The 17,468-nt window shown below is 66.6% G+C and carries 16 protein-coding genes; 3 read left to right on the top strand and 13 right to left on the bottom strand.

What is annotated here, in order from left to right; all coding sequences use genetic code 11:
- Positions 1-7: 7 nt before the first annotated feature.
- From L2D00_14100 to L2D00_14050, 11 genes are all read right to left on the bottom strand, one after another.
- A complete protein-coding gene (locus L2D00_14100; protein WBQ12964.1) occupies positions 8-193 on the bottom strand; it encodes a hypothetical protein in 186 nt (61 codons plus the stop codon).
- 92 nt (positions 194-285) lie between these two features.
- Positions 286-942: a MarC family protein gene (locus L2D00_14095; protein ID WBQ12963.1), complete on the bottom strand. Its 657-nt coding sequence runs from the start codon at positions 940-942 to the stop codon at positions 286-288.
- A gap of 105 nt (positions 943-1,047) precedes the next feature.
- A complete protein-coding gene (locus L2D00_14090) occupies positions 1,048-1,548 on the bottom strand; it encodes a hypothetical protein (protein WBQ12962.1) in 501 nt (166 codons plus the stop codon).
- Positions 1,549-1,646: 98 nt separating this feature from the next.
- Entirely contained in the window at positions 1,647-2,618 is a 972-nt protein-coding gene (locus L2D00_14085) for a type II secretion system F family protein (protein ID WBQ12961.1), read from the bottom strand.
- Between the two features lie 12 nt (positions 2,619-2,630).
- Positions 2,631-3,623, bottom strand: coding sequence for a type II secretion system F family protein (locus L2D00_14080; GenBank protein WBQ12960.1), 993 nt, complete (start codon positions 3,621-3,623; stop codon positions 2,631-2,633).
- A gap of 4 nt (positions 3,624-3,627) precedes the next feature.
- Positions 3,628-5,136, bottom strand: a complete 1,509-nt coding sequence (locus L2D00_14075) for a CpaF family protein (GenBank protein WBQ12959.1) — start codon at positions 5,134-5,136, stop codon at positions 3,628-3,630.
- An 11-nt stretch (positions 5,137-5,147) separates the two neighbouring features.
- Positions 5,148-6,707 (bottom strand): AAA family ATPase, encoded by a 1,560-nt coding sequence (locus L2D00_14070; protein ID WBQ12958.1) that lies wholly within the window; start codon positions 6,705-6,707, stop codon positions 5,148-5,150.
- A 10-nt stretch (positions 6,708-6,717) separates the two neighbouring features.
- The gene (locus L2D00_14065; GenBank protein ID WBQ12957.1) at positions 6,718-7,377 is read right to left on the bottom strand and encodes a CpaD family pilus assembly protein; all 660 of its coding nucleotides are present in this window, start codon (positions 7,375-7,377) and stop codon (positions 6,718-6,720) included.
- A gap of 5 nt (positions 7,378-7,382) precedes the next feature.
- Positions 7,383-8,867 carry a type II and III secretion system protein family protein gene (locus L2D00_14060; GenBank protein WBQ12956.1) on the bottom strand — a complete coding sequence of 495 codons (1,485 nt, stop codon included), beginning with the start codon at positions 8,865-8,867 and terminating at the stop codon, positions 7,383-7,385.
- Positions 8,864-9,670 (bottom strand): Flp pilus assembly protein CpaB, encoded by an 807-nt coding sequence (gene cpaB, locus L2D00_14055; protein WBQ12955.1) that lies wholly within the window; start codon positions 9,668-9,670, stop codon positions 8,864-8,866. The genes L2D00_14060 and cpaB overlap by 4 nt, the downstream gene beginning before the upstream one ends.
- Positions 9,671-9,841: 171 nt before the next feature.
- Positions 9,842-10,720 (bottom strand): hypothetical protein, encoded by an 879-nt coding sequence (locus L2D00_14050; protein ID WBQ12954.1) that lies wholly within the window; start codon positions 10,718-10,720, stop codon positions 9,842-9,844.
- Positions 10,721-11,025: 305 nt separating this feature from the next.
- Here L2D00_14050 and L2D00_14045 point away from each other — a divergent pair, with 305 nt between their 5' ends.
- From L2D00_14045 to L2D00_14035, 3 genes are all read left to right on the top strand, one after another.
- Positions 11,026-11,586 (top strand): PAS domain-containing protein, encoded by a 561-nt coding sequence (locus tag L2D00_14045; GenBank protein WBQ12953.1) that lies wholly within the window; start codon positions 11,026-11,028, stop codon positions 11,584-11,586.
- Positions 11,587-11,647: 61 nt separating this feature from the next.
- Positions 11,648-12,289: a PilZ domain-containing protein gene (locus L2D00_14040; GenBank protein ID WBQ12952.1), complete on the top strand. Its 642-nt coding sequence runs from the start codon at positions 11,648-11,650 to the stop codon at positions 12,287-12,289.
- Between the two features lie 142 nt (positions 12,290-12,431).
- Positions 12,432-12,932, top strand: a complete 501-nt coding sequence (locus L2D00_14035; protein WBQ12951.1) for a DUF4339 domain-containing protein — start codon at positions 12,432-12,434, stop codon at positions 12,930-12,932.
- A 12-nt stretch (positions 12,933-12,944) separates the two neighbouring features.
- Here L2D00_14035 and L2D00_14030 read toward each other — a convergent pair whose 3' ends face one another.
- Complete coding sequence (locus tag L2D00_14030) at positions 12,945-16,241, bottom strand: efflux RND transporter permease subunit (GenBank protein WBQ12950.1); 3,297 nt, start codon at positions 16,239-16,241, stop codon at positions 12,945-12,947.
- Positions 16,238-17,398: an efflux RND transporter periplasmic adaptor subunit gene (locus L2D00_14025; GenBank protein ID WBQ12949.1), complete on the bottom strand. Its 1,161-nt coding sequence runs from the start codon at positions 17,396-17,398 to the stop codon at positions 16,238-16,240. Before L2D00_14025 ends, L2D00_14030 begins: the two co-directional genes overlap by 4 nt.
- Positions 17,399-17,468: the final 70 nt, after the last annotated feature.

The following is a 17,468-nucleotide window of genomic DNA, read 5'->3' as shown; positions in this document are numbered from 1 at the left end:
AAAAGACCTAGGCCGCCTCGCCCGGACGGCCCGGCGCGGCCAGCGCGAAGGCGACCCCGCCCGCCAGACCCGGCCAGGTGAAGGCCACCGCCTGCGCGAATGCGCCATCCAGAAGGCAGGCTGCGCCTGCAGCAAGACCGCCCAGCGCGGCAAGGCCCGCAGCACTCAACAGAAGAAAACGTACGCTTGGCATGCGCTCATGCTCCGGCCTGTGATCGGCCTGATCATGCCTCAAACGCGCTAATGCCGGGTTCAAAAACACGGTTAACGGCGTCTGAACAAACCCTAGGCGGCCGTCAGAAGCGCCCCGCGTACACCGTCGAAGATGAACTGCGCGGCGAGAGCCGCCAGGATGACGCCAAGAATACGCGTAATCATGGCCGCGATGGTCTCACCCATCAGCTTCATGACCGGACCGATCATCAAAAACACGGCGAGGCAGATGGCCAGATTGGCGCCCAGGCCGATCAGCACTGACACTTGCGCGCCCACTGACCCGGCGGCCTGGGACATGAACAGCATGATCGAGGCGATGGCACCGGGACCGGCGATCATCGGGATCGCCATCGGGAAGACGGAAATGTCTTCATGTTCGGCGTGGTGATCGGTCTCGTCAGACACCTTCTCGGCGCGCTCTTCGCGGCGCTTGGTGCGCTTTTCGAAAATCATGTCCAGCGCGATCAGGAACAGGAGCACGCCGCCCGCCGCGCGGAACGCATCCAGACTGATATGCAACGCGCCCAGCAGCCACTCGCCGCCATAGGCGAAGCCCACCAGCACCAGCGTGGCGATGGCCACAGACTTGAACGCCATCTTGGCGCGGTGCGCTGCGCTGGTCCCGTCGGTCAGGCCCGCGAAGATCGGCGCCACGCCGGGCACGTCGATCACCACAAAGAAGGTGACGAACGCGCCGGTCAGCAAGGTGATGTCGAGAAAGTCCATGGACGCAAGTCTCCTGCTCTTTGACCGCGCATGTATCAGAGCTGCCGCCCGAAGGCGAGCGGGGTCTTTGCAGGTCCAGTCTGCGTAATTGGGGGCACCGCCGCGCTAGAAGGGATCGTCCGATGAGGGCGGCGGGGCCATCGGCGGCGGGGCGGAGACCACCTCGTCGACCTTCTTGAGCGGGAAACGCGATTTGAGATCGCTGCTGACCAGGGTGTGGTCAAAGCGGAAGTCCTCCACCCGCTCGCGCAGCTCGCGCGGTGCCCGCCCGTCCTTGCTGGCATCGATGGCCCGGTAGAGGGCGTACAGGCGCAGATAGCCCTTGTCGTCACGCGACAGGCTCGTCTCGTCAAGGCCATCACAGGCCGCAATCAGCTTGTCCAGACCGGCGCGCCGCTTGCCGGACATGACATCCAGCACGGCCGAAGCGAGCAAGGGTTTCCAGCCGCCATCGGCGAACGTGATTTTCTTGGGGACCATGTCCAGCTCACGCCGGGCACGCGCCAGATCGCCCGCCGCCAGCGCCTCCAGCGCATGGTCGGCGGCCTCACTGGCCTGGCGCATCTCGTCGCGGCGGCGGTTGGCCGCCTTGTCTCCGCCGAACATGGCGCAGATCCTTCCAGCTGGGGGTCAGGGCCGTGCACCCTAAAGCCAAACCGGCCGATGCAAAAACGCTTTTGCAGGCCAGCGGGGACTGTTCGGGCCTACAAATTCTGATGGTTGAGGGCTGCCGGCCCCATGATCACCAGAAACAGAACCGGCAGGAAGAACACGATCATCGGCACAGTCAGCTTGGCGGGCAGAGCGGCTGCCTTTTTCTCCGCCGAGCTCATGCGCATATCGCGGTTTTCCTTGGCCATCACCCGCAGTGCCTGGCCCAGTGGCGTGCCATAACGCTCGGCCTGGATCAGCGCCGTGGCCACCGACTTGACGCCCGGATGGCCAGTGCGTGCGGCAAGATTTTCATACGCTAAGCGCCGCTCCTGCAGATAGGCGAGCTCGGCTGTGGTCTGGGACAATTCCTCGGCCAGCTCTATGGAGCTGGGGCCGATTTCGGCAGCGACCTTCTGGAACGCAGCCTCGATGGACATGCCCGCCTCTACGCAGATTAAGAGGAGGTCCAGCGCATCGGGAAAGGCCTGCATGATGGACTCACGTCTGCGCGCGCCGACATTGGAGAGGTAGAGCGCGGGCGCGTAATAACCCAGCACCGCTGCCCCCATTGCAGCGGTCAGGGGCTGTATCCCGGTCAGGCCGAAATCATTGACGCCCCACAGATACAGAGCAACAGCGGCAAACAGGAGAAAGGGTGAGACGAAGCGCGCGAAGTAAAAGGCGAAAATCGGGCCCTGGCCGCGCATGCCGGCCTGGATCAGCTTGGATTTCAGATTGGGGTCTTCCAGCAGTTTCTGGAGGTTCAGCCCTTCAACCACTTTGCGGAACGGGCTGCGCGTGTCCTTGCCTCTCAGGGCGCTGGATTTCTCGCGCTCCATCGCCTCGCGCGACTTGCGGCGCAATTCCTCTCGCCGATTGGCGACCTGTTTCATGCGCCTCGACAGATTGTCGTTTCGCATGGACGAGCCCGACAGGGTCAGGGCCGTGGCGAAGACCAGGATGGCAGCGATCAGCGCGAAGAAGTTCTCCGGCTGGGTGATCCAGGTGGCGAATGCTGTCATGACGGCCTCCGCCTACATTTTGAAATTGATCATGCCGCGCATGACCACGATGCCGATGCCCATCCACACCGCGCCGCCCATCAGCATCATCTGACCCAGCGGCGTGTTGAACAATGGCTCCATGTAGGCAGGCGACATGATGGACACCATGATCGCCACGCCCGGGGGCAGGGAGCCGATGATGAAGGCCGATGCCTTGGCTTCCGACGACAGGGCCTGGACCTTCTCGCGCATCATCTTGCGCGCGCGCAGCACGCCGGACAGATTGTTCAGCGCCTCGGACAGATTGCCGCCGGTCTTTTGCTGGATGACCAGCACGATCATGAAAAAGGACAATTCTGACAAGGGCATGCGGGCGGTCATCCGGCGCAGCCCCTCGTCCAGATCAACACCGACCGACAGGCCTTCCACCAGCAGCTCGAATTCCTGACGCACGGGGGCCTCGGATTCGCGCGCGATCACCTTCAGGCATTCGGTCAGCGGCAGGCCCGACTTGATGCCACGCACGATAATGTCCAGCGCGTCGGCGAAATGGGATGTGAATTTGGCCTGGCGCTGCTTGCGCATCATGCCCAGCACCCAGCGCGGCAGGCCGAGCCCGGCCACGACGGCGGCGGCGGCGGCGATGGCCGGATGCAGGCCGGTTGCCATGACGCCCAGCAGGGCGATCGCGGCGAGACCGCCCGAGGCGATCCAGAAATGCAATGGTGTGGCCTTGAGGCCCGCCTGTTCCAGACGGCCCTTCAGGGTCAGGGATTTCTTGCGCTCGGCTTTCTGGCGGGCTTCGAGGTCTTTGAGCGTTTCCTGAATCTGGCGGCGCTTCTGGGCGGAGGCGTCGAGTGCGGCCACCTTGCGCTGCCCGCGCTGGACCGGCTGGCCGACGGCCACTGCCACACGGGTCTTGCGCGTGCGTCCGCCATCGCTCGGTGCCAGCGCCAGGCCTGCCGCCGCCACAGCGACGAAGGCGCAGACCGCGGCGAGGATATAGACCATGTCACCGGCCATGGCGTCAGGCCTCCGACGCGTCGAGCGCCTCGGCGAGCGCCTGCTCCAGCCCGAAATAACGCGCGCGATCCCAGAATTTCGGACGCGCAATGCCGGTTGAGACATGGCGGCCCAGAATATTGCCGTCCGCGTCCTCGCCGGTGATTTCGTACAGGAACAGGTCCTGGGTGATAATCACATCGCCTTCCATGCCCAGCACTTCGGTGATGTGCGTGATCTTGCGCGTCCCGTCGCGCAGACGCGCAGCCTGGATGACCACATCGATGGAGCCGGAGATCATCTCCCGGATGGTTTTGGTGGGCAGGTTGTAGCCGCCCATGGTGATCATGGACTCCAGCCGCGACAGACCCTCGCGCGGGCTGTTGGCGTGCAGCGTGCCCATGGAGCCGTCATGACCGGTATTCATGGCCTGCAACAGATCGAACGCTTCAGGGCCGCGCACCTCGCCGACGATGATGCGCTCGGGGCGCATGCGCAGGCAGTTCTTGACCAGATCGCGCATGGTCACCTGGCCCGAGCCCTCCAGATTGGGCGGGCGGGTCTCCAGGCGCACCACATGGGGCTGCTGCAGCTGAAGTTCGGCGGCGTCTTCGCAGGTGATGATGCGCTCGTCCTCGCCGATGAAGCCGGTGAGGCAGTTGAGAAGCGTCGTCTTGCCCGAGCCGGTACCGCCGGAGATCAGCACGTTTGCCCGGCAGGCACCGATGATCTCCAGAATCCGGGCGCCTTCCGGCGAGATGGAGCCGAAGCCCACCAGATTGGAGAGCTTGAGCTTGTCCTTCTTGAATTTGCGAATGGTCAGGGTCGGCCCGTCCAGCGCCAGCGGCGGCGCGATGACGTTGACTCGGCTGCCATCGGCCAGGCGCGCGTCGCAGATCGGGCTGGATTCATCCACGCGCCGGCCCACCTGGGACACGATGCGCTGACAGATATTCATCAGCTGGGCGTTGTCACGGAACTTGATATTGGTCTTGCGCACCCGCCCTTCGACTTCAATGAAGACGTGGCCGGCACCATTGACCATGATGTCGGCAATGTCGTCGCGCGCCAGCAGCGGTTCCAACGGGCCATAGCCCAGAACGTCATTGCAGATGTCCTGCAGGAGCTGTTCCTGCTCGGCGATGGACATCGCCACGTTCTTGATCGAAATGATCTCGGTGACGATGTCGCGGATTTCATCGGCCGCGGTTTCATTGTCCAGGCGCGACAGCTGGCCCAGATCAATGGTGTCGATCAGCGCGTTGAAGATTGTGGTCTTGATCGCATAATATTCCGCCGATCGCTCAGCACCGACGCGTTCAGGCTCCTGCGCCTTGCGGCGGGCCGGCGCAGCTTTCATCTCGCCTGCAGACCGCGAGGCAGGGGCTGGTGCCGGAGCGGGGGTGGCGGGCCGGGGCGCAGCCGGTTTGGGCCGCTCGCGCACGGCCACGCTCGCCGCTTCGGGCGCACCGGAAGGCGCCGCGCCGAACGTGCGCGAGCCATCAGGGGAACCGGGCGGGCGTTTGCCAAACATCAGAGCTGCTTTCAGCCTTTCGAGAACAGGGAGCCGAACAGGGATTTGCGCCTTGCGGGCGGCGCAGCACGTCCGGCCAGAACACTCGCCAGATGAGCAAAACCTTCAGCGGGCCGGGATTTGGCGTCGACCTCGGCGATCATCTGGCCGTTATTGGCCGCCTTGCCGAACAGCGCCGGGTCAAACGGCAGCACCAGGAGCGGCGCGGCACCCAGCGCATCGGCGAAGTCTTTCAGCGGAATGTCCGGCTTTTTCGGGCATCCCGCCATGTTGACCACCACCTTGGGCGGCTCGTCATTGGGCCGCGCCTGACGCACCAGATCGAACAGGTTCTTGGCATTGCGCAGACACGCGAGATCCGGGGTTACAGTCACCACGACCTGATCGGCGGACAATATCGTGCGGCGCACCCAGGGGCTCCACGCGTGCGGCACGTCCAGGGCAATGAAGGGGGCCTGTCGGCGCACCTTCTCCAGCACCACATCGAAGCTTTCCGCGTCAAAGTCCCAGTCGCTTTCCAGCGTGGCGGGGGCGGAGAACAGCGACAGGCGCTCGGTGCATTTGACCAGCAACCGGTCCAGCAGCGCGTCATCCAGACGGTCCGGCTGGGCCAGCGCTTCGGCAATGGTCTGGGCCGGGTCCTGATTGAAGTCGAGCCCGGCCGTGCCGAAGGACAGATCGAGATCGACCAGCACGGCGTCGGTGCGCAGCGATTCGGTGATGTGCCAGGACACGTTGTGCGCCACGGTCGACGACCCGACCCCGCCCTTGGCACCGACGAACGCCATCGTGCGCCCGGCAAACGGCGCGTCCGGGTCCAGAAACAGTCCGGAGACTGTCTTGATCAGGTGCAGCGGCGTCATGGGCGGCACGAGATATTCGCTCACGCCGCGCCGGATCAGCTCGCGGTACAGCGTGATGTCATTGGCTGCGCCGATGATCACCACCTTGGTCTCGGCGTCGCACACACCCGCCAGTTCTTCGAGCTGAGCGAACAGTTCGCGCCCGCGCATACCGGTTTCGATGATCAGAAGTTCGGGCGTCTGGGCATCGTGGAAACGCTCGATAGCTGCAGCCAGCCCGCCCAGCTCCACCGACAGATGGGCGCGCGACAGGCGCCGGTCTGCGCCGGCGTGATGGATCAGCTGGCCGGTCTCCGGCCGCTCGCAAAAGGCCTGGATGGCGATGCGCGGCACGGGCTGGTTGGCCAGCGCGTCATCGTCTTCACCGCCCACTTCGCCGTACAGCCCGTCCACCGGCGTCAACGGCACCACGGGGCGCGGCGCGGCTGCGGCAGACGGGGCGGTCGCGGCGCTGGCGGACGGGTATGCAGGCGCGAAGTCCGGTTCCGGTGCCAGGTTGGCCTCGGCCAGGCGCGCACCGAACGGCCGCAGCCCGCCAGGCTCCAACGCAGGCTGGGAAACAGCCGGCTCGGGCTCGCCGAGCATGCGCCGCTCGATGGCGGAAGCGTCGAGGAACGGATCGGAGTCCGAGGTCATTGCTGCATCGTCGAGGAAGCTGTCCTCGGCGTCGAAGCTGTCATCCTGGAAAGCGTCTGCGTGTTTGGCCATGTGCGCTCTCCTAATCGCCCACGGCAGTGGACACGGTACCGCTCTCATCCGCCGTCCGCTGGCTGGATGTCGGCAGGCCCTGACGATAGCGCTCCAGAACCGCGGCGCGGCGCGCGCCGTCGGACGGGTCCAGCGTCCCGGCCGTCAGCAGATCGCGCGGATCGGCCACCTGGACGGCCAGATTCGTTGCGGTGGCGCAGCCAAATTGCGGCCAGGCCTCGCCAGGGCGGGCATGGGTCAGGTCTGGCCAGCTGCGGTCGCAGGCCGGCGCAACTGCGCGGTAGCGGTTGAACGAGAAAATGATCGGCGCTCCGGGGCGGCCGCCGGCGTCATAGGCACCGCCGCCAATGGCGCGCCAGTCCAGACCGTGGGCGAAGAGCTGGGCACGCGCATCGGCGATGACGCCAATGGCCGCATCCGATCCGTGAGAATCCTGGGGATAGGAAATCACCAGCGGCCCATGGCCGCGTGCCTTGTACTCGGCCGCCACGGACGCAATCAGATCGAGCTGACGCCAGGTCAGGCCGTTATCACGGATGTCGTACGCCATCTCCACGCGCACCGTTTCGGGTGCAGCTGTGGCTTGCGGCAGCGGGCGTGCACCTTGCGCCGAGCAGGCCGCCAACAGCGCGGCACCCGCCAGGGCCAGACACAGATGCTTGATAGCCATCACGATTACTCCAGCACAAAGCCGACAGGGCCCGTCCAGCCACGCCCCTCCACCCGCGCACCAGGCGCGGCGTAGACACGGTTGAGACGGCCCAGCACGATGTTTGACGCCATGGAGGCAGCCACGAAGCCCTCGCCCGGCTCCTCCAGCGCGCCCGGATTGGCGGGGTCGACCAGATAGGGCGTGACCAGCACGACCAGCTCGGTCTCGTTATTGGTGAAGTCGCGCGAACGGAACAGCGCGCCCAGAACCGGCAGGCGGTCGATGCCGGGCACCGAGTCCATGGCTTGGCGGGTTTCTTCCTGGATCAGGCCGGCGATCACCAGACTGCCACCCGAGGGCAGCTCGACCGTGGTCTGGGTGCGATTGACACTGAGCGCCGGGATGGTCAGCCCGCCCGTCGTGCCGACAACATTGCCCTGGCCGTCAAATTGCGGCGTCCCGCCCAGCGAGATGGCGCCCTCATTGGACAGTTCCGACACTTCGGTGGAGATGCGCAGCGAGATGCGCCCCTCTGACAGCACGACCGGCGTAAAGCCCAGCCCAACGCCGAAGGGCTTGAACTCGATGGTGACATTGCCGTCGCGGTCGCGCCCGACCGGCACGGGAAATTCCCCGCCTGCCAGAAACTGCGCGGATTCACCCGAAATTGCCGTGATATTGGGTTCGGCCAGCGTGCGCACCAGACCGATGCGTTCCAGCGCGTTCAGGGTGGCACCCAGGCGCGTGCCCGGCCCCAGCGCATTGAGCAGGTCCATCTGGCCGGTCAGCCCGCCCAGCGCCGACCCGGCAATGCCGAATGCATTCTCGGTATTGATCCGGTTGATCGTGGGCGTGTTTCCGCCCGTGGCCAGATCACCCGAAAGATTGACGCCCAGCTGGCGTACGATGGTGCGGCGCATTTCCACGATCCGCACGCGCAGCATCACCTGATCGCGGCCCTCGATGGCGAGGAAGGATACCACCTGTTCGGGATCATCGGCCCAGCGGCGCGCCACCTGCATGGCCGCATCGGCGGCCGCGGCGGACGGTACGGCACCCGACAGCACGATATTGGAATTCATGCTTTCCGCCTCGATGCGCGCGCCTGGCACGAAGCGGGCCAGCGCCTCGCGCAAACCGTCCATGTCGCGCTCCACGCGCACGTCCAGATCGAGGATCAGCTGACCGTCAGCATCAAAGAAAAAGATATTCGTACGGCCCACCGACTGGCCCAGCAGCAGGGCCCGGCGCGGCGTCCGCACCACGGCGTCGGCGACCGCATCATTGGCGACCATCACTTCGACGGTATCCACCGGCAAATGCAGAATGGCGGCCTGGCCCAGAGGCAGGTTCAGCCGCTCGGACACCCGGCCCTCGCCCGGCGCACGGATCACCACCTGCATGGTGTTGGTGCGCTCAAGATCAGGCTGGGCGTCAGCCGCGCCACAGACCGTGGCGGTGAGAGCGGCGGCAGCCAGGCAGAGATTACGGACCAATGCGATCATCATGGCGCGCCGCCTCCCAGCGCAACGCGCTGCTCTTCGCCATAGCGGAACACGCGGACCACGCGGGCCGTCCCGGCTTCGTCCGCGCCATCAGGCAGGCGCGCGCCCCCTTCGGTATCGGCCACCGAGCGCAGGGCCAGCGACACGGTGCCAGACGCCACCGCCATGGATACCGCGCGGGCCTGGGACGGGCTCAGCTCCAGCGTTGCAGTCGTGCCCACCACGGCGCCTTCGCGCGCTTCGTCATGGCTCTGGTCGATGGCCAGAACGCGGACATTCTCCACCACGCTGCGCGTGGCGAAATTCTCGTTGGCCGGCAGGGTCAGCAGGATGTCCACCCGGTCATTGGGCAGGATAAAACCGCCCGCGCCCGAACGCGCAGAAATCGGCACGGCGACCGCGCGCATACCCGGCTCGATGACGGCAGCCATGAAGCCGGCCTGGCCAGGCTGGACCAGGCGGGGCTCCAGAATCGGCTCGCCCGCCACCATGGCGGTACGCGCCACGGCACCGGACAGGCGCTCCACGGCATCAGCATGACGCGATTGCACCAGATAGCCGGCAATCACCGCTTCGTCCGGCCAGTGCGCCCAGCGGAACGCGCCGGCGCTGACGCGCTCGCCTGCGGCGATATCCCGGGCGGCGACCAGCACACGCGCAGTGACGGGCTCGGGTGCCACGACAGGGGCGGCTTCGTCGGATACCTGGACGGCGGGAGGAGGCTGCATGGCCCCGCGCACCAGCAGGGCCGCGCCGATGGCAGCGAACCCGGCGACGGCGAGCACGATCAGACGCACAGCATTCATAGCGGTCAGGGCCCCTTCAGACGTCCGGCGCGCGCAAAGGCGCACCTCGGGGCTGATGTGACCGCGAAAACCTCAAGGCCGGGTTAATGCTTCAGCTGATCGCACGCAGGGTGAACAGGCGGTTTACACCGCCTGCCCGTCTGGCCTTGCTGAGGCGTCAGGAGTCAGGCGTCAGCGATAGCCGCCAACACCCCCATCCAGCATCAGGGTCATCGACGATGCCTCGGCGACCATGCCGGTGCGCTCCACCGTCTCGCTGTAGTGCTCTTCCCAACGCATATAGACCATTTTCATGCCCGGACCGTGCAGGCGCAGAAGCGAGCGCTCGTTACAATCGCGTTGCGGGGTTTCGCGGGCGCAGAATACCTCGCCGCCGGGTCCATGGCGCAGGGCCTCGCCCTTCTCGCACATGATGGTTTCACCGCCCTCGAACAGGTCCACACCGTCATTGCGCCAGCCCAGCGTCGCCTGCAGCGCGGTACCGGCAACGCAGCGGAACAGTTCGCCCTCGAAGCCAGGGTCCACCCGTTCGGACGGATCAGGCCGGGCTGCCGGGTGGGGCGCACCGCGGTCATCAATGCAGATCGCACGGATCAGGCGCCATTCCTCGCGGATGCGGGTGCGCGATTCATGGACTCGCTCGGTCAGGCCTGCCAGGCGCAGGCCCGTCAGGGCTGTGGCACCCGGGGCGGTTCCACCGGCAACATAGCCGCCGCCCGCATAAACGAATGTGGACCCGCCAGCGCCCGCGCCGGCCCGGCCGGACGCCGTGGCGATCGCGCTGGCCGAGGCGCTGGCCTGGACATTGACGTTCACATTGACCGAATTGTGCATGCCGACATGGATATTGGGTCCGCGCACATGAATGTTCGGGCCTCCGATATGGATCGAAGGAGGATTGATCATCGGGCCGCCCGGATGGCTGCAGCACGGGTGGTGCGACGGCGGCGGCGGCGACGGGGGCGTCAGCGACCAGGCAGGGGCGCTGGCGGCGATGACGCCGGCGGCAACGGCGGTGATCAGGGCGGCGTGCCGGGATGATACGCGCATGACGGTCTCCGAATCTGTTCTCTCCCCGTCATGCAAGCGTGGGGCCGGTTTGCGTGACCGGGGGTGTGCGCGCACCCGGACGGGCCGGCGACCCGGCCGGCACACCGCCTCTGGCCGGTACCGCCTCAGCCGCCTGACCAGGCCAGCGGTGCCGGACTCTGGAGTAAGGCAGGGCCAAAACCCTTGAAATCACGTCACAGCCCGCGACTGGCAAGGCGCTTGCAGACGGGGCCGCAAGGTTGCACCCGCGCCGTTTCATAGCGGGCCTGCCGCCGATGAGCGGAATCATAGAAGGACGCGGGTACGTGCGGCATCCCAATTCAAGAACTCTGCATGCCTATTGGGATGCCCGGCGGCGCGGCGGCTCGGCGCCGGCGCGCGCCGACATCGCGCCTCAGGATCTGGGCGGGTTGTTGTCGCACCTCTTCCTGTTGCGCCGCATGGATCAGGACCACCATGTCTTCCGGCTCGCCGGGACCGGTCTGTGCCGTCTGCACCAGCGCGAGTTTCGCGATCAGAATTTCCTCAGCCTGTGGACCGGTCAGGACCGCCCCATGATGAGCGCCCTGCTCGAGGGCGCGCTGGGCGCGCCCGCACCCGCAAGCGCCGTGGCTGACGCCATTACGCTGGATGGCCGCGCCTGCGCGGTCGAGGTGACGCTGCTGCCGCTGCGCGGTCCCGAAGGCCAGGTGGACCGGGCGCTGGGCCTGTATCAGCCGCTGGACGCCAGCCGTCTGGGCGGGCGTCCGGTGGTGCGCCACCGGCTGGCACTGCTGCATCCGGCACGTCTGCCCGACCCGAGCCTGTCGCTGTTTGCCGCGCGCGAAACCACGCCGCGCCGTGCGCTGGCGGCCAATGACGGCTGATATAGCGAATTCTTAAACCCTGCCGCGCCAGACTAGCCGCCATGTTTCACAGCGGCGTGCCATGGCGCAGATCACTGACATCACCAGCCGGCTGGACCGGCGCAAGATCAAGATAGCCGCACGCGGCGCCGAAGAGCGCCGGCGGCATCGCCGTGTGCGTCTGGCGATACCCGGCCGGGCCCTGTGTCACAGCCGGGGCGAGTTCGTTTGCAAGCTGGTCGACGTGTCGCCGGGCGGCGTACGCGTGACCACCACCACGCCCCCTCAACGCGGCGAGCGCGTGGTCATGTTGTTTGATGGTCTGGGACGGGTCGAGGGCGAGGTTGTGCGCGCCGGCCAGACCGGGTTCGCCGCCCGCCTGTCCGTCACCCAGCGCAAACGCGACCGGCTGGCCGACGCCATCACCTGGCGTTTCAATATGGAGCGGCTCGGCCTCAAGGAAGACCGCGCAGCGCCGCGCAAACCCGGACGGGGACGTGCCAGCGTCTATCTGCGTGACGGCGTGGTGATCCAGGCCGATGTCCTTGATGTGTCCGTGACAGGGGCCGGGTTTGCCTGTCTGGAGCGCCCGCGCATCGGGGAAACGGTGCGCGTCGGCGGCATGACAGGGCAGGTGGCACGCTGGCTGGAGAACGGCTTTGCGGTGCAGTTTGACCCGCCGCCGGATGTGCCGGCTCCTGGCGAACCGGCAGCTGAAAACTAGCCCTCGGCGCATGCAGACGTCACGCATGGCACCCATATATCAGGAGCGGCCTGAATCTTGCCTCTAATGGAGGTGAAGCTGGCCCATCTGAGAGATCGAGGGCCGGGAGGTTGAAGCAATGCCGCGCGACGACGGAATCATCATGTCCTGGTTTGTTAAAGTCGAAGGCCGTGTCTACGGCCCCTATACCGGCGCCCAGATGCGCGCCTTCATCGGCGAGGGGCGCGTCGCTGCGCACTCATCGGTGTCTGACCGGCGCGAGGATGGGTTCAAATCCGCCCAGGAAATCGCCCAGCTGAAGACCTGGCTGGATGAAGCCCGGCGCAGCCCGGGCGAAAAGCGCCCGGCACCTGCCGATGCGCGCACCGCCAATTTCATCATTGTCGCCGAGCTGGCCCAGGCCAGCACGGCCGGTTTCGAAGCTGCACTGGCAGACCACGGCGATGTCGAGCCGATCACGCCGGGCGTCTGGATCCTGCGTGGCGCATCCAGCGCCTCCCATCTGCGCAATGAGCTGAGCCATCTGCTGGCCCGCGAGGAGAAGCTTCTGGTGGTCGACGCCTCGCGTGACCGCACGGCCTGGTTCAATCTGGGCCGCGAAGCTGACGAACGTATCCGCAATCTGTGGGGCCGGCGCGTCTGAGCCCGGCCTGTCTCAGGACGTAACGGCCGCGCGCGGCCGCACCTGGCGCCAGCCGAGATACGCCGCCGCCACAATGACAGTGGCGATCAGTCCGGCGATCGGTCCGCCCAGGATCAGCGCTCCAATCGCAATCACCAGTCCGGCCAGGCACCACAGGGCGGCACCGGGCCGCGCCCGCATATCGTCAACGACAATCACAAAAGCCGGCAACAAGAGCAAAATGGCGATGGAGGCGAAAATCAGCCCCACACCCAGGCTGACCACCATCGGGACAAGGAACTGAGCCTGGGGGCTGGTTTCGGACATGATCGGCAACAGGCCCAGCGCGGTCGTCAGCGTGGTGATCAGCACCGGGCGGAAACGCCGCGCGCAGGCTTCGGCGATGGCTTCACGCGGATCGCCGCCATTGGCCACGGTGCGGTTATACCGGTCGATCAGCACGATGGACGCGTTCACCACCACGCCGGACAGCGCCACCATCCCGAAAATTGACGGAAACGACAGGTCAAACCCGAGCAGGAGATGTCCCAGGATCGCGCCCGCCACCCCGTAGGGAATGGCGATCAGGATGATCAGGGGCTGGACATAGCTGCGCAGCTGGGTGGCCAGCAGCGCATACATGATGATCACCGCAAACAGCAGCCCGATCAGAAGACTGGCGAAGTCCTCAGCCTGCTCGCGGCCCGCGCCTGCCAGTGCGAAGGTCAGGCCGGGATAGCGCTCCGCCAGTTGCGGCAGATAGGCCTCCACCTGCTCGCGTGCGGCGCCCGGTGTGATGACGGACGTGTCCACATTGGCTGTCACCTCGATGATCCGCCGGCCGTCTATGCGCTCGATGCGGGTATAGCTGCGGGTTTCGGTGATCTCGGCCGCAGCGCTCAGCGGCAGGGCGCTGCCGTCGCGCGTGCGCACGCGCAGGTCTGACAAACCGGCCAGATCGCGCCGGTCCGACAGCGGATAGCGCACGAACACCCGCACCTCGTCGCGCCCGCGCTGGATGCGCTGCACCTCCTCGCCAAAGAAGGCCTGGCGGACCTGGCGCGCAATATCGCCCGGCGTCAGCCCCGCGGCCTCACCGGCAGGGGTGAGTGTGAAGTTCAGCTGGCGCTTGCCCAGATCGAAGCCGTTATTGATGTCGCGCGAGCCTTCGATGGCCCCGATGAACGCCGCCAGATCCAGCACGGCACGCTCCAGCACCCGATCGTCGGGATGGGTCATCTCATAGGCGATATCCGCGTCCTGAGGCCCGGCGGTGGAGATGACGGTCAGGCGCTCGACCCCTGCCAGCGGCTCGAAACCCTCGCGCCACAGCGCCTCGATCTCGCCCGACCGGATCGAGCGGCTGGAGGCGGGCTCCAGCACCAGTTCGATCTGGGCCAGATTGCTGGCCACACTTGTGCTCACCGTCGATCCCGGCCCGCCAAACTGGCTGGTGCGCCCGCCAATGGTGGCGGTGATGGACCGGATCACCGGCTCGCCGCGCGCAGCATATTCGGACTGGATCGCTTCGGCTGCGGCGATCATGGCTTCAGCCGCCATCCGGGTTTCCTCGAACGGCGCGCCTTCGGGCAGCCGCAGGTCGGCGCTGATCTGCTCGGACTCAATGGCCGGGAAGAAAACAAAGCGCACCAGACCCGACACCGGGATCGCCATGATCGCAATCAGCATGGCGATGCCCGCAGCGCTGACCAACCAGCGCCGGCGCGCCGCGAATAGCGCCCAGCTGGCCACCGGACCATCGGCGAAGTTCTGCATGTGCCGCTGCACCGCGCCCTGCAGCCGGGCCAGCGGCCCGCGCGACCAGTCCGATCCTGACGACAATTGCGATGGCAGAATGAGGAAAGCCGCGATCAGCGATACCGCCAGAATGGACACCACCACGATGGGGATGGGCCGGGTAATCTCGCCGAATGTGCCGCCGGTGAAGATCAGCGGGCCGAAGGCAGCGATGGTGGTCAGCACGCCCACCAGAACCGGCGCAGCAACGCCGGTGACGCCTGCAATGGCGGCGTCCTGGCCCCGCCGGCCCTTGGACCGCTCGCGGTCGGTATTCTCACCCACCACAATGGCTGCATCCACCACAATGCCGAGCACGATGATCAGGCCGAACGTGGTGATGAAATTCATCGTCACGCCCGCTGCGCCGAACACGGCGAACCCGCCCAGGAAGGCAATGGGCACGCTCATCGACACCCAGAACGCCAGGCGCAGATCCAGCATCAGCACCAGGAACACGAAGACCAGGGTGAAGCCCAGAATGGCGTTGCGGGTGATCAGCGCGATGCGGTCGGCGAAGATCACGCTTTGATCGATCACCACCGTGACATCCACGCCCGGCGCCAACACTGCCCGTTCCAGCCAGTCATTCACCACCCGGCGCACGGTCAGCAAATCCTCGCCGGGGCGGTTGAGCACGTCGAGAAACACCGCCGGCCGGCCCTGATGCAGCGAGATCAGCGGGTCTTCGCGAAACCCGTCCGTCACCGTGGCCACATCGCTCAGGCGCACGCGCGCGCCCGACGCGTCCGAACGGATGATGATGGATCCAAACGCCTCGCCCGTGACACGGCGCGCATCGGTGCGCAGCAGGATATCGCCGCCCGCGGTGCGGATCTCGCCGCCCGACAGATCCACCGATCCCGCGCGCACCGCGTCGGCAACTTCGGAGAAGCTGATATTGAAGCGCCGCAGGGCGTCTTCGCTGACCGCGATGGCGATCTCATACTCGCGCACGCCGCGCAGGAGCGCCGTGGAGATGCCGTCCAGCGCCAGCAATTCGTTCTCCGCCTGCTCGCCCGCGCGACGCAGCGCGGCCTCACCCACCGGACCGCTCAGCGCCAGTGTCAGCACTGTGGTGGTGGGCACAGGCACCCGGATCTGGGGCTGTTCGGCGTTCTGCGGCGGAAAACCGGCTATGCCGTTCACCGCCGTCTCCACATCGGTCTTGACCACCTGGGCATCGGCAAAATCGCGCAGGATCACGGTGACGGTCCCGCGCCCTTCCGCCGCGACCGATCGCACGCGGTCCACCCCGTCAAGCCCGCGCACCGCCTCCTCCACACGCCGCGTGACGCTTTCCTCCACCTCGCCCGGCGTGGCACCGGGATAGATGACCGCGATCTGCACCGTACGCGGCGACAGGCTGGGGAATACCTCGGTGGGAAGCGTCGCTGCGGTCAGCGCCCCGCCCAGCAGGAACAGCACCATGAACAGGTTTGCCGCCACGGGATTGCGCACGAACCAGCCCGTCAGGCCCTTGCCCGGCCAGTCCTCGATCAGCGAGGGCGGGATGTCACCGGGATCGCTCATGACCGCTCCGGCGGTTCGGCGACAATCTGCGCTTGCCGGCCCAGAAGGATGTCGGGCACAGGCGAGACGATGACGCCCTCACCGGGATCGAACGGCGCGGCGAACACCTCATCGGCGGTGCGCGCGCGCACCGTGATGCGGGTGCGCTCGATCCGGCCATCGCTGACGCGGTGAATCGTATCGAGGCCCGACACCGCTGCGACCGGCAGGCGCATCACATTGCTCAGTTCCGGGCCGTCCACAGTGATCCTTGCGAACAGGCCGGGGCGCAGGTCCGGCAGCGCACCTGACTCAGGCGCAATGAATACATCGACCAGGCGCGTGCGCGGGTCCAGCCGCGCGCCGACCCGGGCGACACGTCCGGACACTGGTGCCGCGCGGCCCTCGATCATGATCTGCGCCACGCGCCCGTCAGCACCGTCCAGCCGCGCCAGATCGGCAGGCGAGGCCGGCGCTACCAGCTCGATCTGTTCGGCGGCATAGACCTGGCCATAGGGCTGGCCCGGGGCCACCAGCAGGCCGAGCTCGATCCGGCTCTCTGTGACGGCACCGGCGAACGGGAAGCTGACGCGGGTACGCTCCAGATTGAGGCGCGCCTGGGCCAGTTCCGCCTCCGCTGCCAGCAGGCGGGCGCGGGCCGCCTCCAGCTGCGGCGTGCGGGCGGCCAGCGGGGTGATCTCGCGGCCGGGATACATCCGCTCCCATTCGCGCCGGGCGATCTGGGCTTCGGCGTCGAGCTGGTTGAGCGCGCTGCGTGCATCGGCGATGCTGGCGCGGGCCCGGGTTTCGGCAATCTCGTAATCGCGCCGGTCGATCTCGAACAGAATTTCACCGGCCTCGAACGCCCCGCCCGCGCGCACGGCGGGCGATACGGCGATAATGCGCCCGCCCACTTGCGGTGCCATGTCGATAAAGGCGCTCGCCGTCACGGTGCCCGTCAGCGCCACCTGCACGCGATGGCTGACCGTTTCGGGCTGGACGACCCGCACCGGCGCAGCGGCGCGCGCCTCCGGCGGGGCCTCGCCGGACTCGCCACTGCTCATGAGAGCAAAAGTTGCAATGAGAGCGGCCAGAACCACGGCCGCGACGGCTGCGATCTGCAGCCACCCCGCCAGTTCCCGGCCCGGTCCACCCTGCGAAACTTCGTTTGTGGACATATGATTGCGTCCTGACCGCCTGCGAACGCCTTTGCGACCGCCCCATGTGCAAACTAATACCTGCAATACG

This window comes from Hyphomonadaceae bacterium BL14 (assembly GCA_027627705.1).
In the GTDB taxonomy this organism is placed as follows: Bacteria; Pseudomonadota; Alphaproteobacteria; order Caulobacterales; family Maricaulaceae; genus Oceanicaulis.
This window is presented reverse-complemented; position numbering and strand designations above follow the sequence as displayed.